The sequence below is a fragment of the uncultured Gimesia sp. genome (assembly GCF_937919775.1).
Classification (GTDB): domain Bacteria; phylum Planctomycetota; class Planctomycetia; order Planctomycetales; family Planctomycetaceae; genus Gimesia.
Window position 1 is genome coordinate 1 of the sequence record NZ_CALFPF010000334.1, and the last position, 21,182, is coordinate 21,182.

Below are 21,182 nucleotides of genomic sequence, written 5' to 3' on the forward strand. Positions count from 1 at the left end.
GAGGCACATCTTGTCTGCAGCTAATTCGTGCACTGCAAGAGCCGTATTCGGATCACCAGATCAGGAATGATCGCCCGGAAGTTCAAATGGTCAGTTTACACCCCGCTTTCCTTAACTAAGCTCATAAAATAGAAGGAGTTGTGTCATTTTTGAATACTTGACGCAGCCCCCTTCAGAGAATAAAATAACATTGATCTGTAAATCCGCCAACACAGCGGAAATACATCAAATGCTTTTCCTGCCAGAATCAGTGCTGATCCAGGATCCTCGCTGATAAAGAGTTCCCACCTGCTTTTCCTGCCTGAGATTGTGATGAAAAATATGATTGCCAGCCAGCAATATGGTTTTTTTCGATTCCGAGTTGAGTCGATTTGTCTGCTCTGGGGATTCTTCTTTTTCGGCTTTCAACTTACAGGAAATGCGGCAGAAGCAAAGCCGCTTCTCGGTGAACAGATTTACCGAAAAATGTGCGTCGACTGTCATGCAACCAACGGTGAGGGTGTGAAGGACAAGGCCAACCCCTTTCACGGCATGAAAACGCTTATCGAACTGACCACGCTCATTGATGAAACCATGCCGGAAGAAGATCCGGAAACCTGCCAGGGCAAAGACGCAGAACAGGTAGCGCAGTATGTGTTTCAGCGGTTCTATGCGAAAGATTCCGATTCTGCCAGTGCAATCGCACGCGTGCAATTATCACATTTGACCGTGCGGCAGTATCTGTTCACAACCTCTGATTTGATGTCGAATTTTCTGGGGAGCGCCAAGGTCACGACTCCGGAGCGCGGCTTACGGGCCGAGTATTTCAGCAGTCGCGGTTTCCAGGGAGACAAACGGGTTGAAAAACGGGTCGACCCGGTCATCAATTTCCAGTTTGGCGACAAAGCGCCTGTCGAAAATATTAAAGATGCAGCAGAGTTTTCCATGAAGTGGGAAGGCTCGGTCCTGGCGGAAGAAACCGGCGATTATGAATTCATCCTCAAAACGGAAAACGGCGCTCGCCTGTGCGTGAATCAGGCGGATCCGATTATTGATGAATGGGTCAGTTCCCAGGGACGCGCCAAAGAACATAAAGCGACGATCCGCCTGCTGGGAGGTAAACCTTACACGCTTCGATTAGAACTGTTTAAATACAAAGATAAATCCTCGTCGGTTGTGCTGGAATGGAAGCCCCCGCATAAAGCGCAGGAAGTCATCCCGCAACGCAACTTGACCACTCAACAGGTGCCCGGAACTTTCATCAGCTCCACTGTTTTTCCACCTGACGACAGTGTCTCCGGTTACGAGAGAGGGACCGCAGTTTCCAAAGCCTGGGATGAAGCCACCACGACGGCCGCGATTGAGATCATGACGACCGTCATCAAACATCTCGACCGTTTGGCCGGAACGAAACCGGACGATAAAGAACGGGACAAAAAGATTCGACAGTTCTGCCACCGTTTCGCAGAACTGGCTTTTCGTCGGCCTTTAACCGACGATCAGAAAAAGTTTTTCGTCGACCAACATTTTCAACAGTCAGTGGCCCCGGAATTAGCGGTCAAACGCGTGATTCTGCTGGTTTTGAAATCCCCCCGCTTTTTATACACCGATCGGGAATATCAAGCGCTAGACGATTTTGCAATCGCATCCCGGCTTTCGTACGGCTTGTGGGATTCCATGCCCGATCGGCAACTGCTTGACGCCGCCAAAACGGGGCGATTGAAAACTCCGGTCCAGGTCGCGCAGCAGGCAGAGCGCATGTTAAAAGATCCGCGGGCACAATCCAAACTGCGTTACTTCTTTCATCACTGGCTGCAACTGGATGAAAAAGAAGAACTGGCAAAAGACAAAGCACTCTTTCCGGATTTCGATGCACTGGTCGTTTCGGACTTGCGCACCTCGCTCGATCTGTTTATTGATGAAGTCGTCTGGAATGGATCATCCGATTACCGTCAGTTACTGCTGGCCGATTATGTTTATCTGAATGAGCGACTGGCCAAAGTTTATGATGTAAAACTCCCCGCCGGTCAGGATTATCAGAAAGTCTCACTGGATAAAGACAAACGTGCCGGCGTAATCACGCACCCTTATCTGATGGCGAATTTTGCTTATCACAATTTAAGTTCGCCCATTCATCGTGGCGTGTTTGTCACACGTCGCTTACTGGGCAGAACTTTGAAGCCGCCGCCACAGGCGACTGAGTTTAAAGACGGTGATTTTAAACCGGGCATGTCAACTCGCGAAAAAGTCGCGCTGATTACCAGCCCTTCCGCCTGTATGTCTTGCCACAGCATTATCAACCCTCTCGGTTTTAGTTTGGAGCACTTTGACGCGATTGGCCGATACAGAGAACAGGAAGTCCAGAAGCCAGTTAACACCGCGGCTGAGATGATTTCTGTCACCGGCGAGACCGTCAAATTTGATGGTGCCCGCGATCTGGCAGAACACATCGCCAGTGATCGGCACGCCCATGCAGCATTTGTCGACCAGTTATTCCATCAGGCAGCCAAACAACCCATTAACGCTTATGGTGGAAATATCCGTGATGAATTAACCACACAATTTGAAAAATCCGGTTATAATATACAACTACTACTGATCGAAATTATGAAGGTTGCCGCATTGCATCAACCTCATTCCTGAGAAAGAGCGATCCATGAGATTTCAATCCCGCCGCGCATTTTTAAAAGAACTGGGCCTTTCGACGGCTGTCCTGCCGCTGGTGATGCATTTGCCCAGCCTCGGGTTTGCAGCAGATGCGAAAATTCGCAAACAGAGACTGATCGTCATGTTCAGCCCGAACGGCATCGTTCCCAAAACATTTTGGCCGGACGAAGTCGGAGACAAATTCGAGCTCAAAGAAATCATGCAACCGCTCAAGCCGTATCAGGATCAGATGCTCGTGATCAAAGGGATCGCAGACCGCGTCCGCGGCGACGGCGACAGCCACATGCGCGGCATGAGCTGCCTGCTGACCGGTATCGAATTACTGCCGGGAAATATTCAAGGGGGTTCACACACACCCGCCGGCTGGGCCAGTGGGAATTCCGTCGATCAGGAAATCAAACGCTTCCTGCAGAGCCAGCCGGAAACACACACCCGCTTCGGCTCGCTGGAATTCGGCGTCAATGTACCCGACCGCGCTGACCCCTGGACCCGTATGGTCTACGCCGGTTCCAATAAACCGATCGCGCCGATTGACGACCCCTATCAGATGTTTGAAAAGATTTACGGTCAGATGAAAGACCGGAAAAGTCTGGCCAGTATTCTGGATAATGTGCGCGAAGACCTGAAAAAAGTCAGCAGCAAACTCAGCAGTGAAGATCGACTGCTGCTGGAAGAGCATGAATCTTATGTCCGTCAGATGGAACAGGAACTGAAAGCGGGACAGGAACAGAAACTCTCTGTGGAAGTCCCCATACAAGACGTCGGCATCAAAAATGATAATGACCATATGCCGGTCACCAGCAAAATGCAGATCGACCTGATGGTGAACGCTCTGGCGAATGACATGGCCCGTGTCGCTACGTTGCAGTATACCAATTCGGTAGGTCAGGCCCGTATGAAGTGGCTGGGCATTGATGACGGCCATCACGGACTCTCGCATAAACCGGACAACGATCAGGACGCCCAGGACAAGCTGACCAAAATCAATACGTGGTTCTGCGAGCAACTGGCGTATCTGGTCGGCAAACTGGATAAAACCCCCGAACCGAACGGCGAGGGAACGATGCTGGATAACACACTGGTTGTCTGGACGAACGAGTTGGGCAAAGGCAACTCTCATACCCTGAATGACGTTCCCCTGGTGCTCGTCGGCAAAGGTTTGAACTTCAAGATGGGCCGCTCGCTCCAGTTCAAAGAGATCGCCCACAATCGTTTACTGATGTCCCTCGCCCACGGCATGGGTCACCACGTCAAAACGTTCGGCAATCCCAATTTCTGTGGCGACGGTATTTTGTCCGAACTGACTTGATTCCAGCGTCAGTCGGCAATCAATCCGAATCAGCACACTGCGTGTACGCTTTCTCTGAAAAGTACACGCAGTTTTTTTATTACTGTCGCGGAGCAGTGAATTTGACGCTCGCGCACCACCCTGTCATAATCGCTTTTCAAAACAAATCGATATTCAGGATCAACGAGATCACAGTCTTCATGAGAGGAACCAGCAGCATGGATCACATCACCCGCCCTGACGAAGCAGGCGAATACTTCTTTGAAGAAGGTTGCTACATACTCGAAATGTCGAGCCCCAATGTGGACCCGGAAGTTTCGCTCGCCCGCGCCCGCGTGGAACCCGGCAAAAAAACCCGCTTCCATCGCCTCAAAGGCACCTTTGAACGCTACATCATGCTCTCGGGAACCGGCCTCGTCGAAGTCGGCGACTATGCACCGACCGAAGTCTACCCCGGCGACGTCGTACGCATCCCCCCCGACACCGACCAGAGCATCACCAATATCGGCGAGGACGACTTGGTCTTTTTCGTAGTCTGTAATCCCCATTTTCTGAAATCGATCTACATGGATTCCGAGGATCTGCGGCAGAAGTAAGATCTCATATCCTGAAATGCCTTTCGCCAGGTAAATAAACAACCCGCCCTTTTTATTAAGAACTTTAACTATCTCCATTTCGTTCTCTTCAGCGAGTGATTATACTCGAAGGACGGTGCTGACTTTTCAAACCTAAAGCTGATTGCTATTCAAAAGGATCTGCTCGCATGAAACCGACTGTCGCTTCCCTCCTCCTTTCCTGCCTGACTGTTTTGCTTCCCTCACAAGTATTTGCTGAACTCAAAGTCGGCGCGACCATCATGGATGTCACGCCGGTGAAATTTCCCGTGCTCGTCAATGGCAGCATGACCAGTCGCAGTGTGAGTACGGTCAAAACCAAAATCAACGCGCGGGCTATCGTTGTCGCCGACGATGAAGAACGTCTCGCCATAGTCGTTGTGGATAGTTGCATGCTACCGCGTCCACTCCTGGATGAAGTCAAAAAGTTAACCGCGCAACGGACAAAAATCCCCGCGGACCATATTCTGATTTCCGCCACACATGCCCACTCGGCTCCTTCCAGTCTGGCCTGTTTAGGCACAGACGCCGATCCCGAGTATGTGCCGTTTCTCAGAGGCAAACTGGTTGACGCGATCGCCGCTGCGGAAGCCAATCTCGAACCGGCTCAGGTCGGCTGGGGATCGGAAAACGCCGCTGACTATACCGCACTCAGACGCTGGATTCTGCGTCCCGATCGACTCAGAAATGATCCGTTTGGAAACCCTACCGTTCGTGCCACCATGCACGCAGGCACCGACTGGGACAACGCCGTCGGTGAATCGGGACCGGAAGATCCTGAACTTTCACTGATTTCGTTCCGCGCGAAAAATGGACGCCCCATTGCCCTCCTGGCGAACTTCTCTATGCATTACTTCGGCGACGCTTCACTCTCCGCCGACTACTTCGGACTGTACTGTAACGGTCTGCAGGAACAGTTGGATAAGAAAGTCGAAAAGGACGCCCCTCCCTTTGTCGCCATCATGTCGCATGGCTGTAGTGGTGACATCTACCGTCGCGACTACACCAAACCCAAAGACCAGTGGGCTTTTACCGACGATATCAATGAATACGCACAGGGTCTGATCAAAATCACCATGCAAGCTTATAAGAACATCAAATATTTGCAGGACGCCGACATCGAAATGGCGGAAAACCGCCTGCAGATGAATTACCGCGTGCCCAACAAACAACTCCTGGAATGGTCGCAACGCATCGTGAAGGAAACGGGTGACCGGCTTCCGAAAACGACCGAAGAAATTTATGCCCGCGAGCAGGTCATCCTGCATGAGCGCCAGTCAACTGAAATCGTCACACAGGCACTCCGCATCGGCGATATTGCGATTACAACAACACCCAACGAAACCTATGCCTTAACCGGTTTAAAACTGAAGCGGCAAAGCCCGCTCGCAAAAACGATGGTCATTGAACTGGCCAACGGAGGCGACGGTTATATACCCCCTCCGGAACAGCATTTGATTGGTGGCTACAACACCTGGGCAGCACGCTCGGCTGGTTTGGAAGTTTTAGCCGAACCCAGAATTGTCGAATCGGATCTGCAACTGCTGGAAAAGGTCAGCAATCACACCCGTCGCTATTATCAGCAGAGCCGCGGACCGGCTGCAGAAGCCATCCTCACTTTAAAGCCGGCCGCCTACTGGCGACTGGATGAGTTTAATGGCCCCCGGGCACGCGATGTCTCCGGTAATCAGCGTGATGCGTTCTACGAACCGGCTATCGCTTATTTCCTGGAAGGCCCCCGCTCGAAATCATTCTGCAAAGCGGATGAAACAAACCGAGCCGTACATTTTGTCGGCAATCGTCTGCAGGCACGCATCAATGATCTCAAAGACCACTACTCGATCTCACTCTGGATCTGGAACGGCATTCCTCTGGATGCCCGCGATATCAGCGGCTGGATGTTTTCCCAAGGCCCCGATCATGGTCTTGCCGCTTACGGCGATCATCTCGGTCTCGGCGGAATTCAGTTCCCCGGCAAACTGGTTTACATGAATGGCACCGACCACAAACTCCACGCCGGCTCAACTGCTGTCGAGCGCTGGACCTGGAATCAGGTCACACTGGTGCGGGACGGACAGATGGTGAAAGTGTATCTGAACGGCAATCTGGAAATCGAACTGAAATCAGCGTCTGGAGCTGAAGGCCCGCTGCTCGAACAGCTCTTCTTTGGCGGACGCACGGACAACCAGTCGAACTGGGAAGGACGCCTGGATGAGATCGCCGTCTTTGATCGTGTGTTGACGTCTGACGAAATCAAAACGCTGGCGAAATAAATCATCCGTGATATTCGTTAAAAATGGAATCATCAGAGCCCGATCGTAAACTCGATCGGGCTTTTTTCGTTTGATCCGTGGAATGATATCATACGCCCCTCGCGCGACACGTAGTACAGGTACACGTAACACGGGAAATCTCAATTCTCTGTAGAGAGCCCCAAAACAACCATATTCATCACTCTCACACAACTATATAATGACGTCGATACCATCTCTGCGTGATCTCTCTTTATTGACACTCACTCCGTTCTACTTGTTTTTGATTCACAGTACAGCGCCGCATGACTGAACCAGACTTATCAACGATTGATGGAAGACTGCGCAGATTTTTGCTGTTGATCATGACAGCAAGTTTTGTACTGACACCCGTTGCTACTCCGGAAATCTGGTGGCAGTTGAGCCGCGGTCGTGTCGTGATGTCGGAGCTGGCGCCCCCCGGCCCGATCTTAACAGCCGGCACTCCCCTTGCTGAAGCCGACTGGTTAGGTGGGCTCCCGTTTTACCTGACCTTTCAACTGGCCGGATTTTCGGGGCTCATGCTACTGAAATTTGCTGCGGTCGGGATACTCGTCTATTTTCTTATGAAACGCTATGAGGAACAGTTGAATTGGACGGCGTTTTTCATCGTCACGCTGGCTTTCATGGCCGCCAACGGGGCCTGGCAACCAGCGCCGCGACTGCTGGACTGCTGGTTCCTGTTTCTGACCTGGGTATTGACCGAACGCTGGTGTCGAAAACCAACTCCAAACAAACTGATTCCGATACTGCTCCTGCTCGCGCTCTGGGCCAATAGTTCGCCGCTCTGCCTGTTGGGAATCGTGGTAATAGTTCTGGTCCCCTGGCTGCCGGGAATTCGTACGGTGCATGTCCCACATCGCAAACAATCAAGCCTGCTTGTACTAGCTTCGCTGCTGGCGCTGATGCTCACCCCCCGCGGCTGGTTCACTCCCCTTGATTCGTTTCTGCAACTGTTTCCCGGTCTGTTTTACCCTCAGGAACTTCTGGCGCTGACCGTCTGGCATCCGACCTTTCTAAACGGTGCTACCATTGAAGTCATCAGCTTTGGTATTCTCACAATCGGAACGGCCCTGTTTCTCATCTTTTCTTCGAACGGCTGGCTGGAAACGGTCGCGCTGCTCGCCTTCGCCATTCCGGGCTGGACAAATAATGACAGCTTGGGCCCGTGTGCCATCGGCGTTACCCTGGTTGCCGGTCAGTGCATGTGTGCTTCTGAATTATCCCCGCGCAGACTGAAACTGAAACCGTTCCTTTCCCCGGCAATGGGCAGGTTACTCTTGATGGTGGGTATACTTGTATTGAGTTGGAAATCTGCTGCGGGAAATCTACCGGGACAAGCACAACGACTTGGCTGGGGCATTGCGCCCGAATTAGATATTACATTACTGAACCAGACAATCGGCCCGCTCAACTATCAGGGAACCGCGCATTGCATGGGTACCGCTTCTGCAGGCATGCTCTGCTGGATCAAATCGGATCGCAAGATTCAACCCGTCCGAACGCTCAGGCAGGCTCTGCTGCAGGGACGGCTGTTTGAAGAGCTTTCCTTGAACGAAGAGCTATCGAATGGCTGGGAATTTCAGCACCCCCGCGCCGATGGAAGTTGGGGAGGCTGGTGGGTGCGTTTAAAAAACCGGGATTGCCAGTTGTTGTTAGTCCCCAATGGAGATGTCAAAACAATTCGCGCGCTGGTCGACAGCCGCTGGCAACCGATGTCCGTCGACGCCTCCGTGATTCCGTTCGGCTGGTCCGGAGAGCTCTTGAGCAGCCCCAAAATTGTGGAACTGTTGCCCGTCAAAGATTTCCTGAACCGAAAACAGTGGACCTATTCCCTGCCAAACTCTGCCGGCACGCCGGAATGTTCCGACTGGTGGGGAATCCTGTCCGGTTTGCCCAACCCGCGTCCCGCATTGTTGCAGGCGAAAACATTTCGCGCGATGAAACTCTATACGGCTGCTTTGCGGGTGCTGCATCCCTTGCTGCAACATTACCATACTCCGGCAGTGATCAGAGAATTTCAACTCTGCCAGAAAGAACTGGCCTACCAGGAAAAACTGGAAATGGGAAATCCGAGTCAATTCAGATTTCAGGCTGCTCAAATTTCAAACGAAAACGCCGATCAGCGTTTGAATCAAACAGGTCTGACAACCAGTTCAAATCAGAGTAAACCAACCGAAAACTCAAACACGTTTCAGACCGCCATTGAGAATTATACGCGCGGTGACTGGGAAGCGGCGCTCAAACATTTATCCGCCAAAGAGAGCGAGTCATTATATGCGAAAGCCCAGATCCAGTTGGAATCAGGAGCCCCTGACTCGGCGGCAGAAACGTTTCGTGAACTGATTAAACTAGATCCCGACGATCAACTGGTAGTCCCCAGTCAGAACATGCTGGATACACTGCAATGAGCCGGAAATATCCATTTATACCACCGCTGATAATACTGCTGCTGGCCTGTTTTTCAGGTACCGCCTGGTATCTGTACGGCTCGCATCAGCCCAATCTGTTTGTTCCCAAAGTACGAGCCACCGAACAACCGGTCAAAATGAAACAGTGTTGCGAGTGCCATGAAAAAGTTTGCCAGCAGTTCGCCGGAGCACCACATCTCAGAACCCTCCGCAAAGCGAACGACCCGGATGTCATCGATAAATTTGCCGGCAGAAAAATTACCCTGAAAGAAAACGGACGCACCTACCATTTCTACAAAGACCATGATGAACTCTGGGTAAGTTGTGACAGCTATCCAAATCCGGTTCGCATTGACTGGTTCTTTGGCTCCGGCCTGCACGCCATCACACCAGTTTCACTGTTCCCGAATGAAGCAGGAAAGTCGGAACTGCTGCAACACATCGTCTCCTGGTATCCCTCCGGCAAACTGGGCATCACACTCGGACTGCAGGAACTGGCACACAGCAAGTCCGGCATTCAGGCGCTCGGCGAAGTCAGCTCACACGCAAATACGCTGAACTGTTTCGGTTGTCACACATCCTATCTGGGAAATGTTCCCGGGGAAATTCAAACTTCTCAGATGATCGCCGGCGTCTCTTGCGTGCGGTGTCATCTGAATGGTGCAGAACATATCAGAGCCGCGGAACGTGGTGAAAAAGATTTAAAACTCGTCAAGTGGAATCAGTTAAGTCCGCTGGAATCGATCAACCGTTGTGGTGAATGCCATCGGCGTTCTGATCAGCTGGAACCGGATGAAATTCATCCTGACAGTGAACTGCTGATTCGTTTTGCCCCGGTAGGCCTGTCGCAAAGCCCGTGTTTTCTCAAACAGGGAGATCTGAAACTGCCGGCTGACAAGTCATCGCGTTTCGACTGCACCACCTGCCATAATCCTCATCAGCAGGCCAGTAGAGACCCCGAAGTCTATCGACGGGTCTGCCTGAACTGTCATAGTGATCTGAAAGGACATGCTCCCGTCTGCTCAAAGGAATCGATGGAAAGCCAGTGTCTGCAGTGTCATATGCCGCCTGTCGAAGTCCACGATAATCTGTCATTCACGGATCACTGGATTCGCATTCGGGAGCGTGACAGGCAACGCTTTCCTGAATTTCAGTTGAAGCAACAAAAATGATATTGTCAGACGGCAGTGCACAGACTAGGATGGAGACTGGTCTTTTTTCGAAAGGTGATCCGTGATTGCCAAATTGCTGTCTCTTCTGTTAACAACATTGATTCTTGCCTGCCCTTTTAATTGCATGCTGGAAAACAGTGAAGGTACAGAGGCAGCCAGCCCTCCCTGCTGCAGTCACTGTCGTTCTGAGTCGCCGGAAAACCCTCTGGTCCCGCAGACTCCTGCCAACGATTGCTGCCAGTGCCTCTGTGCCGGTGCCATTATTGAAGGCTCTAGCCAGATTGATCTTGCAGCGACGACTCTTGTCTGGGCAGAAATGACGCTCCCGGACGCGCAATTTCAGCTTCTCAGCTTAAACAGTCAGCACAACAAAGTTCTCTTTGAACCTGACAACTCTTCCGGGCGCGAGCTCCGCTGCCTGCAGATGTCCTTTCAATGCTGATTCCGTTCTGATTTCTCGACACGCTCTCGTTCACACGATTTCCGTTTCGATACCGCCTGCGCATTGGTGATTTGACAGTTCTGCGCTGGTCGGCAAATTCAGAATGATCTTCCATGTTTCGCTTCTCATTAATCCCGTGGGAATACGGCGTGCGGAATTTATTTCGCCGACCGATGCGCACGCTGCTCACCCTGACGGGTTTGACGACCGTGATTGTGCTGGTCTTTGTCGTGATCGGTTTCATTCGCGGCCTGGAGCACTCGCTCACCGTCAGCGGAGATCCGCAGGTGGCGCTGCTGTTTTCGCTGGGCATGGGAGAAAATCTGGAATACTCGTCGATCCCCATGCGAACCAGCGAACTCGTTTCGGCCAGTGTGGCAGGGATCAAAACCTTTCATGACCGAAAATACGTCTCACCCGAACTCTATCTCGGAACCCAGATTGAAATCCCCGATCAACAGGAAACGGCGATGGGCCTGGTACGTGGGGTCACACAATCCGCGTTACTGGTGCGCAGGCAGGTGCAACTGGAATCGGGAAGCTGGCCGGGGCCGGGTGAAATCATGACAGGGCAACTGGCGGCGACTAAACTGGACCTGACCAACGATCAAATGGCAGCCGGTAAGGAACTGATTATGGAAGGCAGAACCTGGCGGATCAGCGGTACCTTTTCCGCCGCCGGTTCGGCGTTTGAATCAGAAATCTGGTGCCGACTGGATGAATTACAGCAGGCAATGAAACGCCAGGATTTAAGTCTGGTTGCTGTCACTTTGAATTCACCATCAGATTATCCGGATCTGGACCTGTTCTGCAAAGAACGCCTCGACCTGGAACTGCAGTCGATCCGGGAGGTGGATTATTACCAGGGTCTGAAAAAAGATTACGGCCCGATTCGCCTGCTGGCGTGGCTGGTCGTATTTCTGGTTTCCGGCGCTGGCGTGTTTGCTGGCTTGAATACGTTGTATGGTGCCGTCGTCGGACGAACCAGAGAACTATCGACTCTGCAGACGCTCGGCTTTTTACGACGCGCGATCGTAATCAGTTTGATTCAGGAAGGAGTTCTGCTGGCAACAGCCGCCAGCCTGATCGCCGCGTTGATCGCGGTCTTCCTGATCAATGGCGTTTCAGTGCGATTTACGATGGGCGCTTTCTCACTTCAGATCGACAGCATTTCGCTGTTGATCGGCTGTGGTGTCGGCATACTGCTGGGATTACTGGGAGCAATCCCCCCTGCTCTGCGGGCACTCAGGCTACCAGTTATCGATGGATTAAAATCAGTTTAATGACCGTTCGAATACAGATTTCGAGCAAAACACTTTTTGTAAAGGATTGAAAGAATGAAACGTTTCTTATCACAAATGATCTTATTTTCAGGCGCAGCCTGTTTTGTCGCGGGATGCGGTGGACCAACCTCTGCGCCGGAAAACAAGAGTTCCACGGAATCGTCAGAGACCAAACCGACGACCACGACAGAAGTCTTACTCACCAGTGAACCCGCGGGAGCCAAAGAAGTCATTGATGCCCGTAAATCGGCCGTCAATGATGAAGAAGTGGTACTCGTCGGCCGTATTGGAGGCAGCGAAAACCCCTGGGTCGACGGCCGGGCCGTATTTTCGATTGTGGATAACTCTTTGAAAGCCTGCAGTGATATTCCCGGCGACGGCTGCGCCAAACCCTGGGATTACTGCTGTGAAACCGACAAGCTGCCCACCGCGATGGCATTAATCAAAGTGGTGGATGAAAAGGGAACATTGATCAACGAAGATGCGAGAAAGCTGTTAAACCTCAAAGAATTGCAGACCGTCGTTGTCAAAGGCAAAGCCCAGCGGGATGACGCCGGCAATTTGACTGTGTTTGCCAATGGTATTTTTGTACGGAACTGAATGATGACTCAAGTCGATTTATCACAATTAGCCATCGACCGCAGTGCGCCCTCAACAGTCCGAGGGCACACGCGGTTGCGATTCATCACGCGCTATCTTTTGCCGGGAACGCTGCTGGTCGGATTTCTGGCACTGATCTTCTGGGTCTCGCGTGATCTGATCTTTCCTCCTAAACCGGTTACTGTGATGCCGGTCATTGTGATGCAATCCGCCATTCGCAACGCAGGCACGCCCCTTTTTCAGGCAGCCGGCTGGGTGGAACCGCGGCCGACCCCGATTCGCGTCGCGGCTTTATCACCGGGCGTCGTGGAACAACTGCTGGTGGTGGAAGATCAAAGTGTGAAACAAGGCGAACCGATTGCGTTACTGGTCAAAGCAGATGCGGAACTTTCCCTGAAAAACGCGATTGCGAACAAAGATCTGCGCGAGGCGGAACGGGAACTGACCAAAGCAACGCTGAATGCAGCGGAAATTCGTCTCGCACAACCCGTGCATCGTGAAGCGGCGTTAAGAGCTGCCGAAGCGGAACTAGCCAAAATCGAAACCGAGTTAAAAAACTTGCCCTTTCTGGTCCGCCGTGCAAAAGCACAAATGAGTTTTGCCGAAAACGATTATCAACGCAGACTTTCTGCAAAAAACGCCGTCACAAAACGCACCGTTGATGAATCACTCACCGAACTGGAATCCGCCCGCGCTGCTCATGAAGAACTGGACGGTCGCAGCACTTCGCTGGTGGCTGAACGCAAGGCATTAAAAGCGCGGGCGGATGCACTTCAGAAAGAATTTGAACTGCTCACGGAAGAAACGCAGGCCCGCGATGAAACGATTGCCAAAGTCAATGCGGCAACAGCGCGGCTGGAGCAGGCACAGGTCGCCGTCGAGGAAGCCAGACTGGCTTTAGATCGTATGACAATTCGGGCGCCCGTTGACGGGCGTATTTATCGACTCATCGGCCATCCGGGCTCCAGCGTCGGAAACATGCTAACACAGATGACCGGCTATGACGGCAGTACCGTCGTTACGATGTACCGACCGGAAATGTTGCAGATCAGAGTGGATGTCCGCTTTGAAGATATTCCTAAAGTCAGCTTAAACCAGCCCGTGCAAATTAATAACCCCGCGCTCAGCCAGCCCGTTACAGGCAAGGTGCTCTATATCAGTTCTGAAGCAGATATTCAGAAAAACACGCTCCAGGTCAAAGTGGAAATCGTGAATTCCTCGCCGCTGTTAAAACCGGAAATGCTGGTGGACGTTACATTCCTGGCTCCTGAGCTGCAGGCAGAAAAGATTGGAACTAAAGAAGAAACCCGCATTTATATTCCCAGAAAAATGATGGAACAAAATGAAGCGGGACAAGTCTTTGTCTGGATTGCAGATCAATCAAAGCGGATCGCCCGACGCCAGTTGATCGAAATTGAATCGAATTCCAGCGGGCCACTGGTGGAAGTCAAACAAGGCTTGAACCCGACCAGCCATCTGATCTCCTCTCCCCCAGCAGATCTTCAACCGGAAGCGCGCATTCAGATCACCGGCGAATCCAATCAGGAAGGAAACTAAACATGCCGCTTGTCGTTATCAGAAATCTGAGCAAACAATATCATAAGGGGGGGGAGACAATCTCTCCACTGGACGGTGTCTCGCTGGATATCGATCAGGGTGAATTCCTGTCATTAATGGGCGCCAGCGGGACCGGCAAATCGACCCTGCTGAATCTGATTGCCAGTATCGACCATCCTGACGCGGGGTCGATTGTCGTCGATGGGATTGAGATCACGGCGCTCTCCCGCGGGCAACAGGCACACTGGCGGGCTGCGAATATGGGTTACATCTTTCAGACACATAACCTGGTCCCTGTTCTCACCGCGTATGAAAACATTGAACTCCCGTTGCTGCTGTTACCCATGTCCCGTTCCGAACGAAAAAAACGAGTGGAAGTCGCATTGCAGGCGGTTGATCTGCTGGATCGTGCAGACCATTATCCGCGCCAGATGTCGGGCGGTCAGGAACAACGTGTGGGCATCGCACGCGCGATTGTCAAACATCCCAAGATTGTCGTCGCCGATGAACCCACGGGCGATCTGGACCCGGAAACGTCAGGACAAATTCTGGACCTGTTACAACGACTCAACCGGGAACTCGACATTACGATGCTTATGGTGACCCACGATGCTGCGGCGGCGCAAATCGCAGACAGACAGTTTTATCTTGATCACGGGAAACTGGTCCAGGTACACCACGGTAATCCGAAATCGTTAGTGACTTCCGGCGTCTCAAGTGGGGAACTAATATGAAACTGGGTGGCTACATTCTGAAAACTCTCTGGGGGCATCGTGCGCGAACGATGCTGACCGTCGCCGGTTCTGCGGTGGCGCTGTTTGTCTTCTGCTTTATCCAATCCATTCAGGAAGGCATGAACGATCTCAAACAGCGCCAGGAGGCCCGCGGTTCTTTAATCGTGTTTCAGGCCAATAAATTCTGTCCCGCTACCAGCCATCTTCCTCAGGACTATGATCGGCAGATTGCTAAATTCGCAAACGTCAAAGACGTCGTACCGATTCAGGTCTTCACGAACAATTGTCGTGCGAGCCTGGACATCGTCGTGTTTTATGGTGTCCCTCCCAAAAAACTGCGTACCGCGCGGGATTTTGAATTCGTTTCGGGCAATTGGACGGAATTTGAAACACATCAGGACGCCGCCATTGTCGGGCGGGCTGTCGCAGCGCGACGTGGCATCAAAGTCGGCGATAAGTTTTCGATCGGTGACCTCTCGGTAAATGTCGCCGGCATCTATCGCAGTGATAACCCTGCGGAAGAAAATTACATTTACAGTCACCTGGAATTTTTGCAACGACGCCAGGGCGTCAATCTGGTTGGTACGGTCACCCAACTGGAAGTGATTCTGAATCCGGGCACCGATCCTGCAGTGACCAGTGCCGCCATTGATGAACGATTTCGTGGCGGTCCCGTGGAAACCAATACCCGTTCCAAAGGAGTTTTTCAGGCGAAAAGTCTGGGGGATTTATCGCAGTTGATTGAGATGGCCCACTACCTGGGCCTGGCTTGCGTCGGTCTTGTACTCGCGCTGGTTGCCACCACGACGCTGATGTCGGTCGAAGACCGGATTCAGGAACACGCGGTTCTGCGGACACTCGGTTTTTCAGGGTTCAAAGTCTTCGGACTGGTGCTCGCGGAAAGCACTCTGTTAAGTTTCGCGGGAGGCCTGCTGGGTGTGGGCACTGCTTTGATCACCCTCAAAGTCAGCAGTCTTTCCGTCGGAGCCGAAGCGGTCACCGTGGCCTTCATTCCCTCATTTCATCTGGCCTGGGTGGGAATGCTGCTGGCATTCGCTACGGGAGTCTGTGCGGGAATTATTCCTGCCGGTTATGCCTCGCGCACCGAAATCGTACCCGCTTTGAGAAACGTTTAGCAGTCCGTTAAGTGAGCCCTGGGATCGGCTCCCCTTCGTAGATGAAGTGGGGACGGTCGACATCGTCATGCCAATTGGTTGTTTGCGGCAAGCCTAACGCGCGATAGATGGTTGCCGCAAAGTTTTCCGGCTTCTGAGGTTGATCAATCGGGAATCCGCCAATCTTATCTGTGGTACCGACAACGCGGCCCCCTTTTATGCCTCCCCCGGCAAAGAAGACCGATTGAACTGCGCCCCAGTGATCACGGCCCGGGTGGGCATAAACTGACGCAAGCTGGGAAATTTTGGGAGTCCGTCCGAACTCGCTGCACATGACAACCAGCGTATCTTTGAGTTGTCCGCTTTCTGACAGATCGTCCAGCAGTGCAGAAACCGCACGATCCGTCGGCGGCAATAATTTGTCTTTGAGGTGCGGGAACATATTGCCGTGTGTATCCCACGATTCATTATTGCCCAGATTGACCTGAATCAGATTGACGCCCGTCTGAACCAGGCGTCGCGCCATCAGCAACGACCAGCCAAACGAATTTTTGCCGTAACGTTCCTGTACTTTGTCGTCCGCTTGCGTAACATCCATCGCATAGTGGACTTTGTCATCGTTCAACAGAGAAATTGCCGCACTGCGATAGCGATCAAAACTTTCAACCTGACCGGCATTGTCGAGTATCCTGCGCTGTTTCCCGAGTTCTTTGAGTAAGCCGATCCGATTATTCATCCGCCCTTGTGTCATGCCTTGCGACAATTTCAGATGCGGAGTCTGAAACAGACGTTTGTCATCGCCACCCCGTTGTTGATGATCGAAAGCATATTCCGGAAATGCGCCATACGATTGAACGTGGAACGGTGACGCTTCGATAAACCAGGGATCACGATTGGAACCCATTCTGCCAGCGAACTGTCCTGGAACCACGCGACCTGATCGATGCACGATCTTATCTGGCAGCACGATGGCAGGCGGCAGATTGGTGCGGGCACGAATCACGTCACCAGCGATGGCGGCGATTGAAGGGTGGTCGGTACTCATCGGGCGACTTGGATTAAAACCAACCGGCACATCCGAACGTCCGGTCAGCATGATGTGATGCCCCATCGAATGCTCATTTGAGCCATGCGTTAATGTACGACATAATGACCAGAGATGACTGCGTTGTGCCAGCATCGGAAGATGTTCCGAAATCTGGAGCCCCGGGATCTTTGTGGAAATCGGATTGAACTCGCCACGGACCTCGTCGCTGGCATTCGGTTTCATATCGAAACTCTCGTGCTGCGACAGTCCCCCCGAGAGAAAAATGAAGATACACGATTTGGCCGTCTGGTGTTTGGGCGGCGCTGCGGCTTCGGCTCGCAGGGCATCCAGATGATTGATCCCAAATCCGAGCAGGCTGAGAGAGCCAACTTCGATTGCCGTCCGGCGGGAAATTTGTGGATGGCAGGTGGGATTGTTTGCAGACATCGCGACTCTCCTGAATTCAAGAGATTAACATAGAAGCGCAAGCAGTTATCTTAATATTGTTTACAATGCATCAATATAATCTAATACGTTGCGTTTTCAAAGTCCAATTATCAGAAATTGATCAAAGTTTGTTTACTATAATTTCGTGCCCTTCAGGTGACCTACGACAGCCGTTTTCTCAATCTACCACAGAATAAATGGAACTCTCCTCAAATTCTGATTGACGAGCGACGATACTGTATATATGCTTTACGTTCGTTGATTCCCTTCCCCATTCACCTGGTGGTGGCCGCGTGCGACTCGCTGCAGGTAGTCGCATTAAAATCGTCATTGTATTTTGCTTTTCGAGACCTGTATTGGAATCCGGGTCTGACTCTCATGGATGATCGTTGGCGCCCTTATGCGCCCCGCAAACGCGCACCCCGACGCGCACAGGAGAATTCAATGCACCAGTATTTAACCAACCGCCAACAGCAGATTCTTGACTACATCACCCGTGAAATTGACCGCACAGGCGTCGCGCCCCTCTGCCAGCAGATTGCCAGCGCCTGTGAAATTCACTCACTCAACGTCGTTTCCCGACACTTGAAAACGCTCGAACAGAAAGGCTGGATCACTTCGCAAGCAGGCGAAATCACTCTGCTGGAAAATGTCCGCAGCTATCGACTCACCATTTTCGGCAATGTGGTAGATGGTCGCGTCATGCTCAAAAGGACCATCTAGTTTTACAGTGATCATTGCTTTTTCCGATGGACAGCGGGCACCTGTAACACCCGCATTGGGGGAGTTTCGTATGCAGCGCTGATTTTCTTAATTTTCCTTTCTTTTCGGCCGATTATTCTGTTAAGCAACGTCACATTAGCGTAGACTTATGCGACTGATAACCTGTTTTAAACTCTGTGTTCAAAATCGTTTACTTCATCAGAAGGCTGAAATTGATGCTCAGGATTGAAAATCAATCGATTCGTCTGTGCGACCAGATGCCCCGCCGTTCATTCATGCAGATTGGCGGGTTGGCGCTGGGGGGACTTTCTCTGCCTCAAATACTGAAGGCACAGGAACAGAGCGGGAAAAAGTCTTCACACAAAGCGGTCATCATGATTTTCCTCGCGGGAGGTCCGCCGCATCAGGATATGTTTGACCTGAAGCCCGATGCACCCGATGAAATCCGAGGCGAGTTTAAGCCGATCAATACGAACGTGCCTGGAATTCAAATCAGCGAATTAATGCCGCGCGTCGCTGGCATGATGGATAAGTTTTCAATCATTCGCTCGCTGGTCGGCGCAGAAGGCCGCCATGATTCGTTTGAATGTTGCACGGGCCATCATTTCCGCAGCGCGCAACCTCAAGGGGGCTGGCCTGCGTTGGGTTCGGCACTTTCGAAAGTCAAAGGACCGGTTCACCCGACCGTTCCTGCTTACATCGATTTATCTCACAACATGGCACACAATCCCTGGAATATCAAAAGCTCCGGTTTCCTCGGATTGGAACACGCTCCCTTTCGACCGGATGGACGTGTGATGGAAAACATGACACTCAATTCGATTTCCAATACCCGTTTGAATGAACGCGCCAACCTGCTCAACGAACTCGACCGCTTTCGCAGAGTCTCAGAGACTCGGCTCACGGATGGAACATACGACGGATACACGAAGCAGGCTTTAGAAGTCTTGTCCTCCTCCCGTTTGGTAGAAGCCCTTGATCTGGAAAAAGAAGATCCCAAAGTCCGTGCACGTTATGGAACAGACAGCCCGAAGGTTTTAAACTATCCGCTGGATAATGGCTATCAGGCGATCATGTCCCGGTTTCTGCTGGCGCGCCGCGCTGTCGAAGCAGGTGCCCGCTGTGTGACCTGCAGCTTCGCTCACTTTGACTGGCACGGTGATAATTTTGGTCATGCCCGCAAAGTGATTCCCTTACTCGATCAAGGCGTCGCCGCTTTAGTTGAAGACCTGCACGAACGAGGCATGGACAAGGATGTGACGGTTCTGGTTTGGGGCGAATTTGGCCGCACTCCCAAAATCAATAAAAATGCAGGCCGCGATCATTGGCCGCGCGTGCATGCGGCGCTCATGGCTGGAGGTGGAATGAAAACCGGTCAGGTTATTGGTTCGACCAACCGCTTAGGCGAAGAAGCCGTCGATCGCCCGGTGCACATGCAGGAAGTCTTTGCGACCCTGTATCACAATCTGGGTATCGATGTCGCAACGACCACCATCGCCGACAATAACGGCCGTCCCCAATACTTAATCGATCAGCAGACACCCATTCGCGAACTGGTTTGATTTTTTTGTAAGCTTGAATCATTCTTACCGCATTATCGTCTCTCTACATTGGGGGTAATTGTTACATCCCCAGAATTCCTGCCCTTTGCGCATTCCCTTCGTTGATTTACGAACAACCATCGGTGTATCACACTTCGGACACAAGGGTTTGTCATTTTGAATAATGATCTCAGCCGGTTGCACATTCGCTTTTTTCAAGTGCTGATGAATCAGTTCCGCGATTTCCGGAACTCTGTACCCTCTGGCTGCAGGAACATGTAACAGGGGCAACCCTGCCGCTGCGAAAACGGAATCGACGAATTGATCTCGCTCTTGCCGATCTTTTCGAGAATGACTGGAGTCATCAAGCTCCACTCCAAGTAGAGGCTTGATTAGTGTCGGATCACATAACAAAAAGTCTACGTGTTTGCGGTTTATCTTATTGCGGAACGCCTGTTTTTCGATTGAATTCGACACAAAGAACAGATCACCCAAATTAACCTTCAGGCAGATTAGCAGTTCTTCCCCTACGGCTTTTTTAAGAACACCGTAAAACGAAGCTTCTGCAGGTGACAGGAAGTTGTCTTTAAGCCGATACGGAAGCGTTTTTTTCTCTTTCGGCTTGATGAGCCAATTCAACCCAACCAGCGTCAGAATTTTTGTAAGACATCCCTGCGGTTGATCATTGTCAGTCTTAGGCATTTGAGAACCCATTCATTTCTGTGAACGACAACTTGCTACTTGGCAGATCCTGAAAAGAATTTAAATTCATATCGTTCACGATTGTAGCGAAGCTTGATCCCGCATGTATAGTAAATGATTTTTTCCACATTTCGTAGACTGTAACCCAGCACCTTATCCCACTGTCAATGATTGATTGATACAGGAAAATACTTCGATTCTGTTGCATACCGTCAACATCATCCCGCTCGCTGAGGTAAACCACTCAATTCAAAAAAAGCGAGTCCTTGTAAAAATACAATGAACTATATTTTAACGACAAGTTACGCTTTTCGATTATTGGATTTCACTCGGAACACAGGCACTTCTAAATCAAAACTTCATCACACACAATTTAATTTGTAATACCTGTGAGCAATACCCCCGTGTTGTTCACAGGACGTTGCGATGTGAAGTTCCAGGGGAACCAATGACTCAAGTCGCTTCAACCGAAGTATTCCGGGATATGATTCCCCCAAATACGAAACTCCCCTGAATACTCCAGTAAGAGTTCAATTACTGAAGTATGACCTAACGTAAATACATGATGAATTTCGAATCCATCATGCTG

The 21,182-nt window shown here is 51.4% G+C and carries 16 protein-coding genes; 14 read left to right on the top strand and 2 right to left on the bottom strand.

Translation table 11 applies throughout. From position 1 onward, the window contains the following. Positions 1–312: 312 nt before the first annotated feature. The 12 genes from Q0294_RS09260 (at position 313) to Q0294_RS09315 (ending at position 16,174) form a co-directional block, all read left to right on the top strand. Positions 313–2,622, top strand: coding sequence for a DUF1592 domain-containing protein (locus Q0294_RS09260; RefSeq protein ID WP_299463769.1), 2,310 nt, complete (start codon positions 313–315; stop codon positions 2,620–2,622). Positions 2,623–2,635: 13 nt separating this feature from the next. Continuing rightward, complete coding sequence (locus Q0294_RS09265) at positions 2,636–3,955, top strand: DUF1552 domain-containing protein (protein ID WP_299463772.1); 1,320 nt, start codon at positions 2,636–2,638, stop codon at positions 3,953–3,955. A 197-nt stretch (positions 3,956–4,152) separates the two neighbouring features. After that, positions 4,153–4,530 (top strand): cupin domain-containing protein, encoded by a 378-nt coding sequence (locus Q0294_RS09270; protein ID WP_299463775.1) that lies wholly within the window; start codon positions 4,153–4,155, stop codon positions 4,528–4,530. Positions 4,531–4,697: 167 nt separating this feature from the next. Continuing rightward, on the top strand, positions 4,698–6,821 hold the full coding sequence (locus Q0294_RS09275) for a neutral/alkaline non-lysosomal ceramidase N-terminal domain-containing protein (protein WP_299463778.1): 2,124 nt from the start codon (positions 4,698–4,700) through the stop codon (positions 6,819–6,821). 344 nt (positions 6,822–7,165) lie between these two features. After that, positions 7,166–9,250 (top strand): hypothetical protein, encoded by a 2,085-nt coding sequence (locus Q0294_RS09280; RefSeq protein WP_299463781.1) that lies wholly within the window; start codon positions 7,166–7,168, stop codon positions 9,248–9,250. After that, positions 9,247–10,422, top strand: coding sequence for a multiheme c-type cytochrome (locus Q0294_RS09285; RefSeq protein WP_299463784.1), 1,176 nt, complete (start codon positions 9,247–9,249; stop codon positions 10,420–10,422). The genes Q0294_RS09280 and Q0294_RS09285 overlap by 4 nt, the downstream gene beginning before the upstream one ends. A 61-nt stretch (positions 10,423–10,483) precedes the next feature. After that, positions 10,484–10,864, top strand: coding sequence for a hypothetical protein (locus Q0294_RS09290; RefSeq protein WP_299463787.1), 381 nt, complete (start codon positions 10,484–10,486; stop codon positions 10,862–10,864). A 113-nt stretch (positions 10,865–10,977) separates the two neighbouring features. Continuing rightward, positions 10,978–12,147: an ABC transporter permease gene (locus tag Q0294_RS09295; protein ID WP_299463790.1), complete on the top strand. Its 1,170-nt coding sequence runs from the start codon at positions 10,978–10,980 to the stop codon at positions 12,145–12,147. A gap of 54 nt (positions 12,148–12,201) precedes the next feature. After that, entirely contained in the window at positions 12,202–12,747 is a 546-nt protein-coding gene (locus Q0294_RS09300) for a hypothetical protein (RefSeq protein WP_299463793.1), read from the top strand. After that, positions 12,748–14,304, top strand: coding sequence for an efflux RND transporter periplasmic adaptor subunit (locus tag Q0294_RS09305; protein WP_299463796.1), 1,557 nt, complete (start codon positions 12,748–12,750; stop codon positions 14,302–14,304). Between the two features lie 2 nt (positions 14,305–14,306). After that, a complete protein-coding gene (locus Q0294_RS09310) occupies positions 14,307–15,038 on the top strand; it encodes an ABC transporter ATP-binding protein (RefSeq protein ID WP_299463799.1) in 732 nt (243 codons plus the stop codon). Continuing rightward, the gene (locus tag Q0294_RS09315) at positions 15,035–16,174 is read left to right on the top strand and encodes an ABC transporter permease (RefSeq protein WP_299463802.1); all 1,140 of its coding nucleotides are present in this window, start codon (positions 15,035–15,037) and stop codon (positions 16,172–16,174) included. Before Q0294_RS09310 ends, Q0294_RS09315 begins: the two co-directional genes overlap by 4 nt. Before the next feature lie 7 nt (positions 16,175–16,181). Here Q0294_RS09315 and Q0294_RS09320 read toward each other — a convergent pair whose 3' ends face one another. Continuing rightward, positions 16,182–17,627 (bottom strand): DUF1501 domain-containing protein, encoded by a 1,446-nt coding sequence (locus Q0294_RS09320; protein ID WP_299463805.1) that lies wholly within the window; start codon positions 17,625–17,627, stop codon positions 16,182–16,184. Between the two features lie 378 nt (positions 17,628–18,005). Here Q0294_RS09320 and Q0294_RS09325 point away from each other — a divergent pair, with 378 nt between their 5' ends. Both Q0294_RS09325 and Q0294_RS09330 read left to right on the top strand, forming a co-directional pair. Then, positions 18,006–18,350 carry a hypothetical protein gene (locus tag Q0294_RS09325; protein ID WP_299463808.1) on the top strand — a complete coding sequence of 115 codons (345 nt, stop codon included), beginning with the start codon at positions 18,006–18,008 and terminating at the stop codon, positions 18,348–18,350. Between the two features lie 215 nt (positions 18,351–18,565). Next, positions 18,566–19,912, top strand: coding sequence for a DUF1501 domain-containing protein (locus Q0294_RS09330; protein WP_299463811.1), 1,347 nt, complete (start codon positions 18,566–18,568; stop codon positions 19,910–19,912). Between the two features lie 24 nt (positions 19,913–19,936). Here Q0294_RS09330 and Q0294_RS09335 read toward each other — a convergent pair whose 3' ends face one another. Further along, complete coding sequence (locus Q0294_RS09335) at positions 19,937–20,593, bottom strand: DUF2726 domain-containing protein (RefSeq protein ID WP_299463813.1); 657 nt, start codon at positions 20,591–20,593, stop codon at positions 19,937–19,939. Positions 20,594–21,182: the final 589 nt, after the last annotated feature.

What these genes read in the sequence shown, in the direction of transcription:
- Q0294_RS09315 (WP_299463802.1), top strand. Translation starts at nt 15,035, where the DNA reads ATGAAACTGGGTGGCTACATTCTGAAAACTCTCTGGGGGCATCGTGCG.
- Q0294_RS09335 (WP_299463813.1), bottom strand. Translation starts at nt 20,593, where the DNA reads ATGCCTAAGACTGACAATGATCAACCGCAGGGATGTCTTACAAAAATT.
- Q0294_RS09310 (WP_299463799.1), top strand. Translation starts at nt 14,307, where the DNA reads ATGCCGCTTGTCGTTATCAGAAATCTGAGCAAACAATATCATAAGGGG.
- Q0294_RS09305 (WP_299463796.1), top strand. Translation starts at nt 12,748, where the DNA reads ATGATGACTCAAGTCGATTTATCACAATTAGCCATCGACCGCAGTGCG.
- Q0294_RS09320 (WP_299463805.1), bottom strand. Translation starts at nt 17,627, where the DNA reads ATGTCTGCAAACAATCCCACCTGCCATCCACAAATTTCCCGCCGGACG.
- Q0294_RS09265 (WP_299463772.1), top strand. Translation starts at nt 2,636, where the DNA reads ATGAGATTTCAATCCCGCCGCGCATTTTTAAAAGAACTGGGCCTTTCG.
- Q0294_RS09325 (WP_299463808.1), top strand. Translation starts at nt 18,006, where the DNA reads ATGGATGATCGTTGGCGCCCTTATGCGCCCCGCAAACGCGCACCCCGA.
- Q0294_RS09295 (WP_299463790.1), top strand. Translation starts at nt 10,978, where the DNA reads ATGTTTCGCTTCTCATTAATCCCGTGGGAATACGGCGTGCGGAATTTA.
- Q0294_RS09285 (WP_299463784.1), top strand. Translation starts at nt 9,247, where the DNA reads ATGAGCCGGAAATATCCATTTATACCACCGCTGATAATACTGCTGCTG.
- Q0294_RS09300 (WP_299463793.1), top strand. Translation starts at nt 12,202, where the DNA reads ATGAAACGTTTCTTATCACAAATGATCTTATTTTCAGGCGCAGCCTGT.
- Q0294_RS09260 (WP_299463769.1), top strand. Translation starts at nt 313, where the DNA reads ATGAAAAATATGATTGCCAGCCAGCAATATGGTTTTTTTCGATTCCGA.
- Q0294_RS09275 (WP_299463778.1), top strand. Translation starts at nt 4,698, where the DNA reads ATGAAACCGACTGTCGCTTCCCTCCTCCTTTCCTGCCTGACTGTTTTG.
- Q0294_RS09330 (WP_299463811.1), top strand. Translation starts at nt 18,566, where the DNA reads ATGCTCAGGATTGAAAATCAATCGATTCGTCTGTGCGACCAGATGCCC.
- Q0294_RS09280 (WP_299463781.1), top strand. Translation starts at nt 7,166, where the DNA reads ATGACAGCAAGTTTTGTACTGACACCCGTTGCTACTCCGGAAATCTGG.
- Q0294_RS09270 (WP_299463775.1), top strand. Translation starts at nt 4,153, where the DNA reads ATGGATCACATCACCCGCCCTGACGAAGCAGGCGAATACTTCTTTGAA.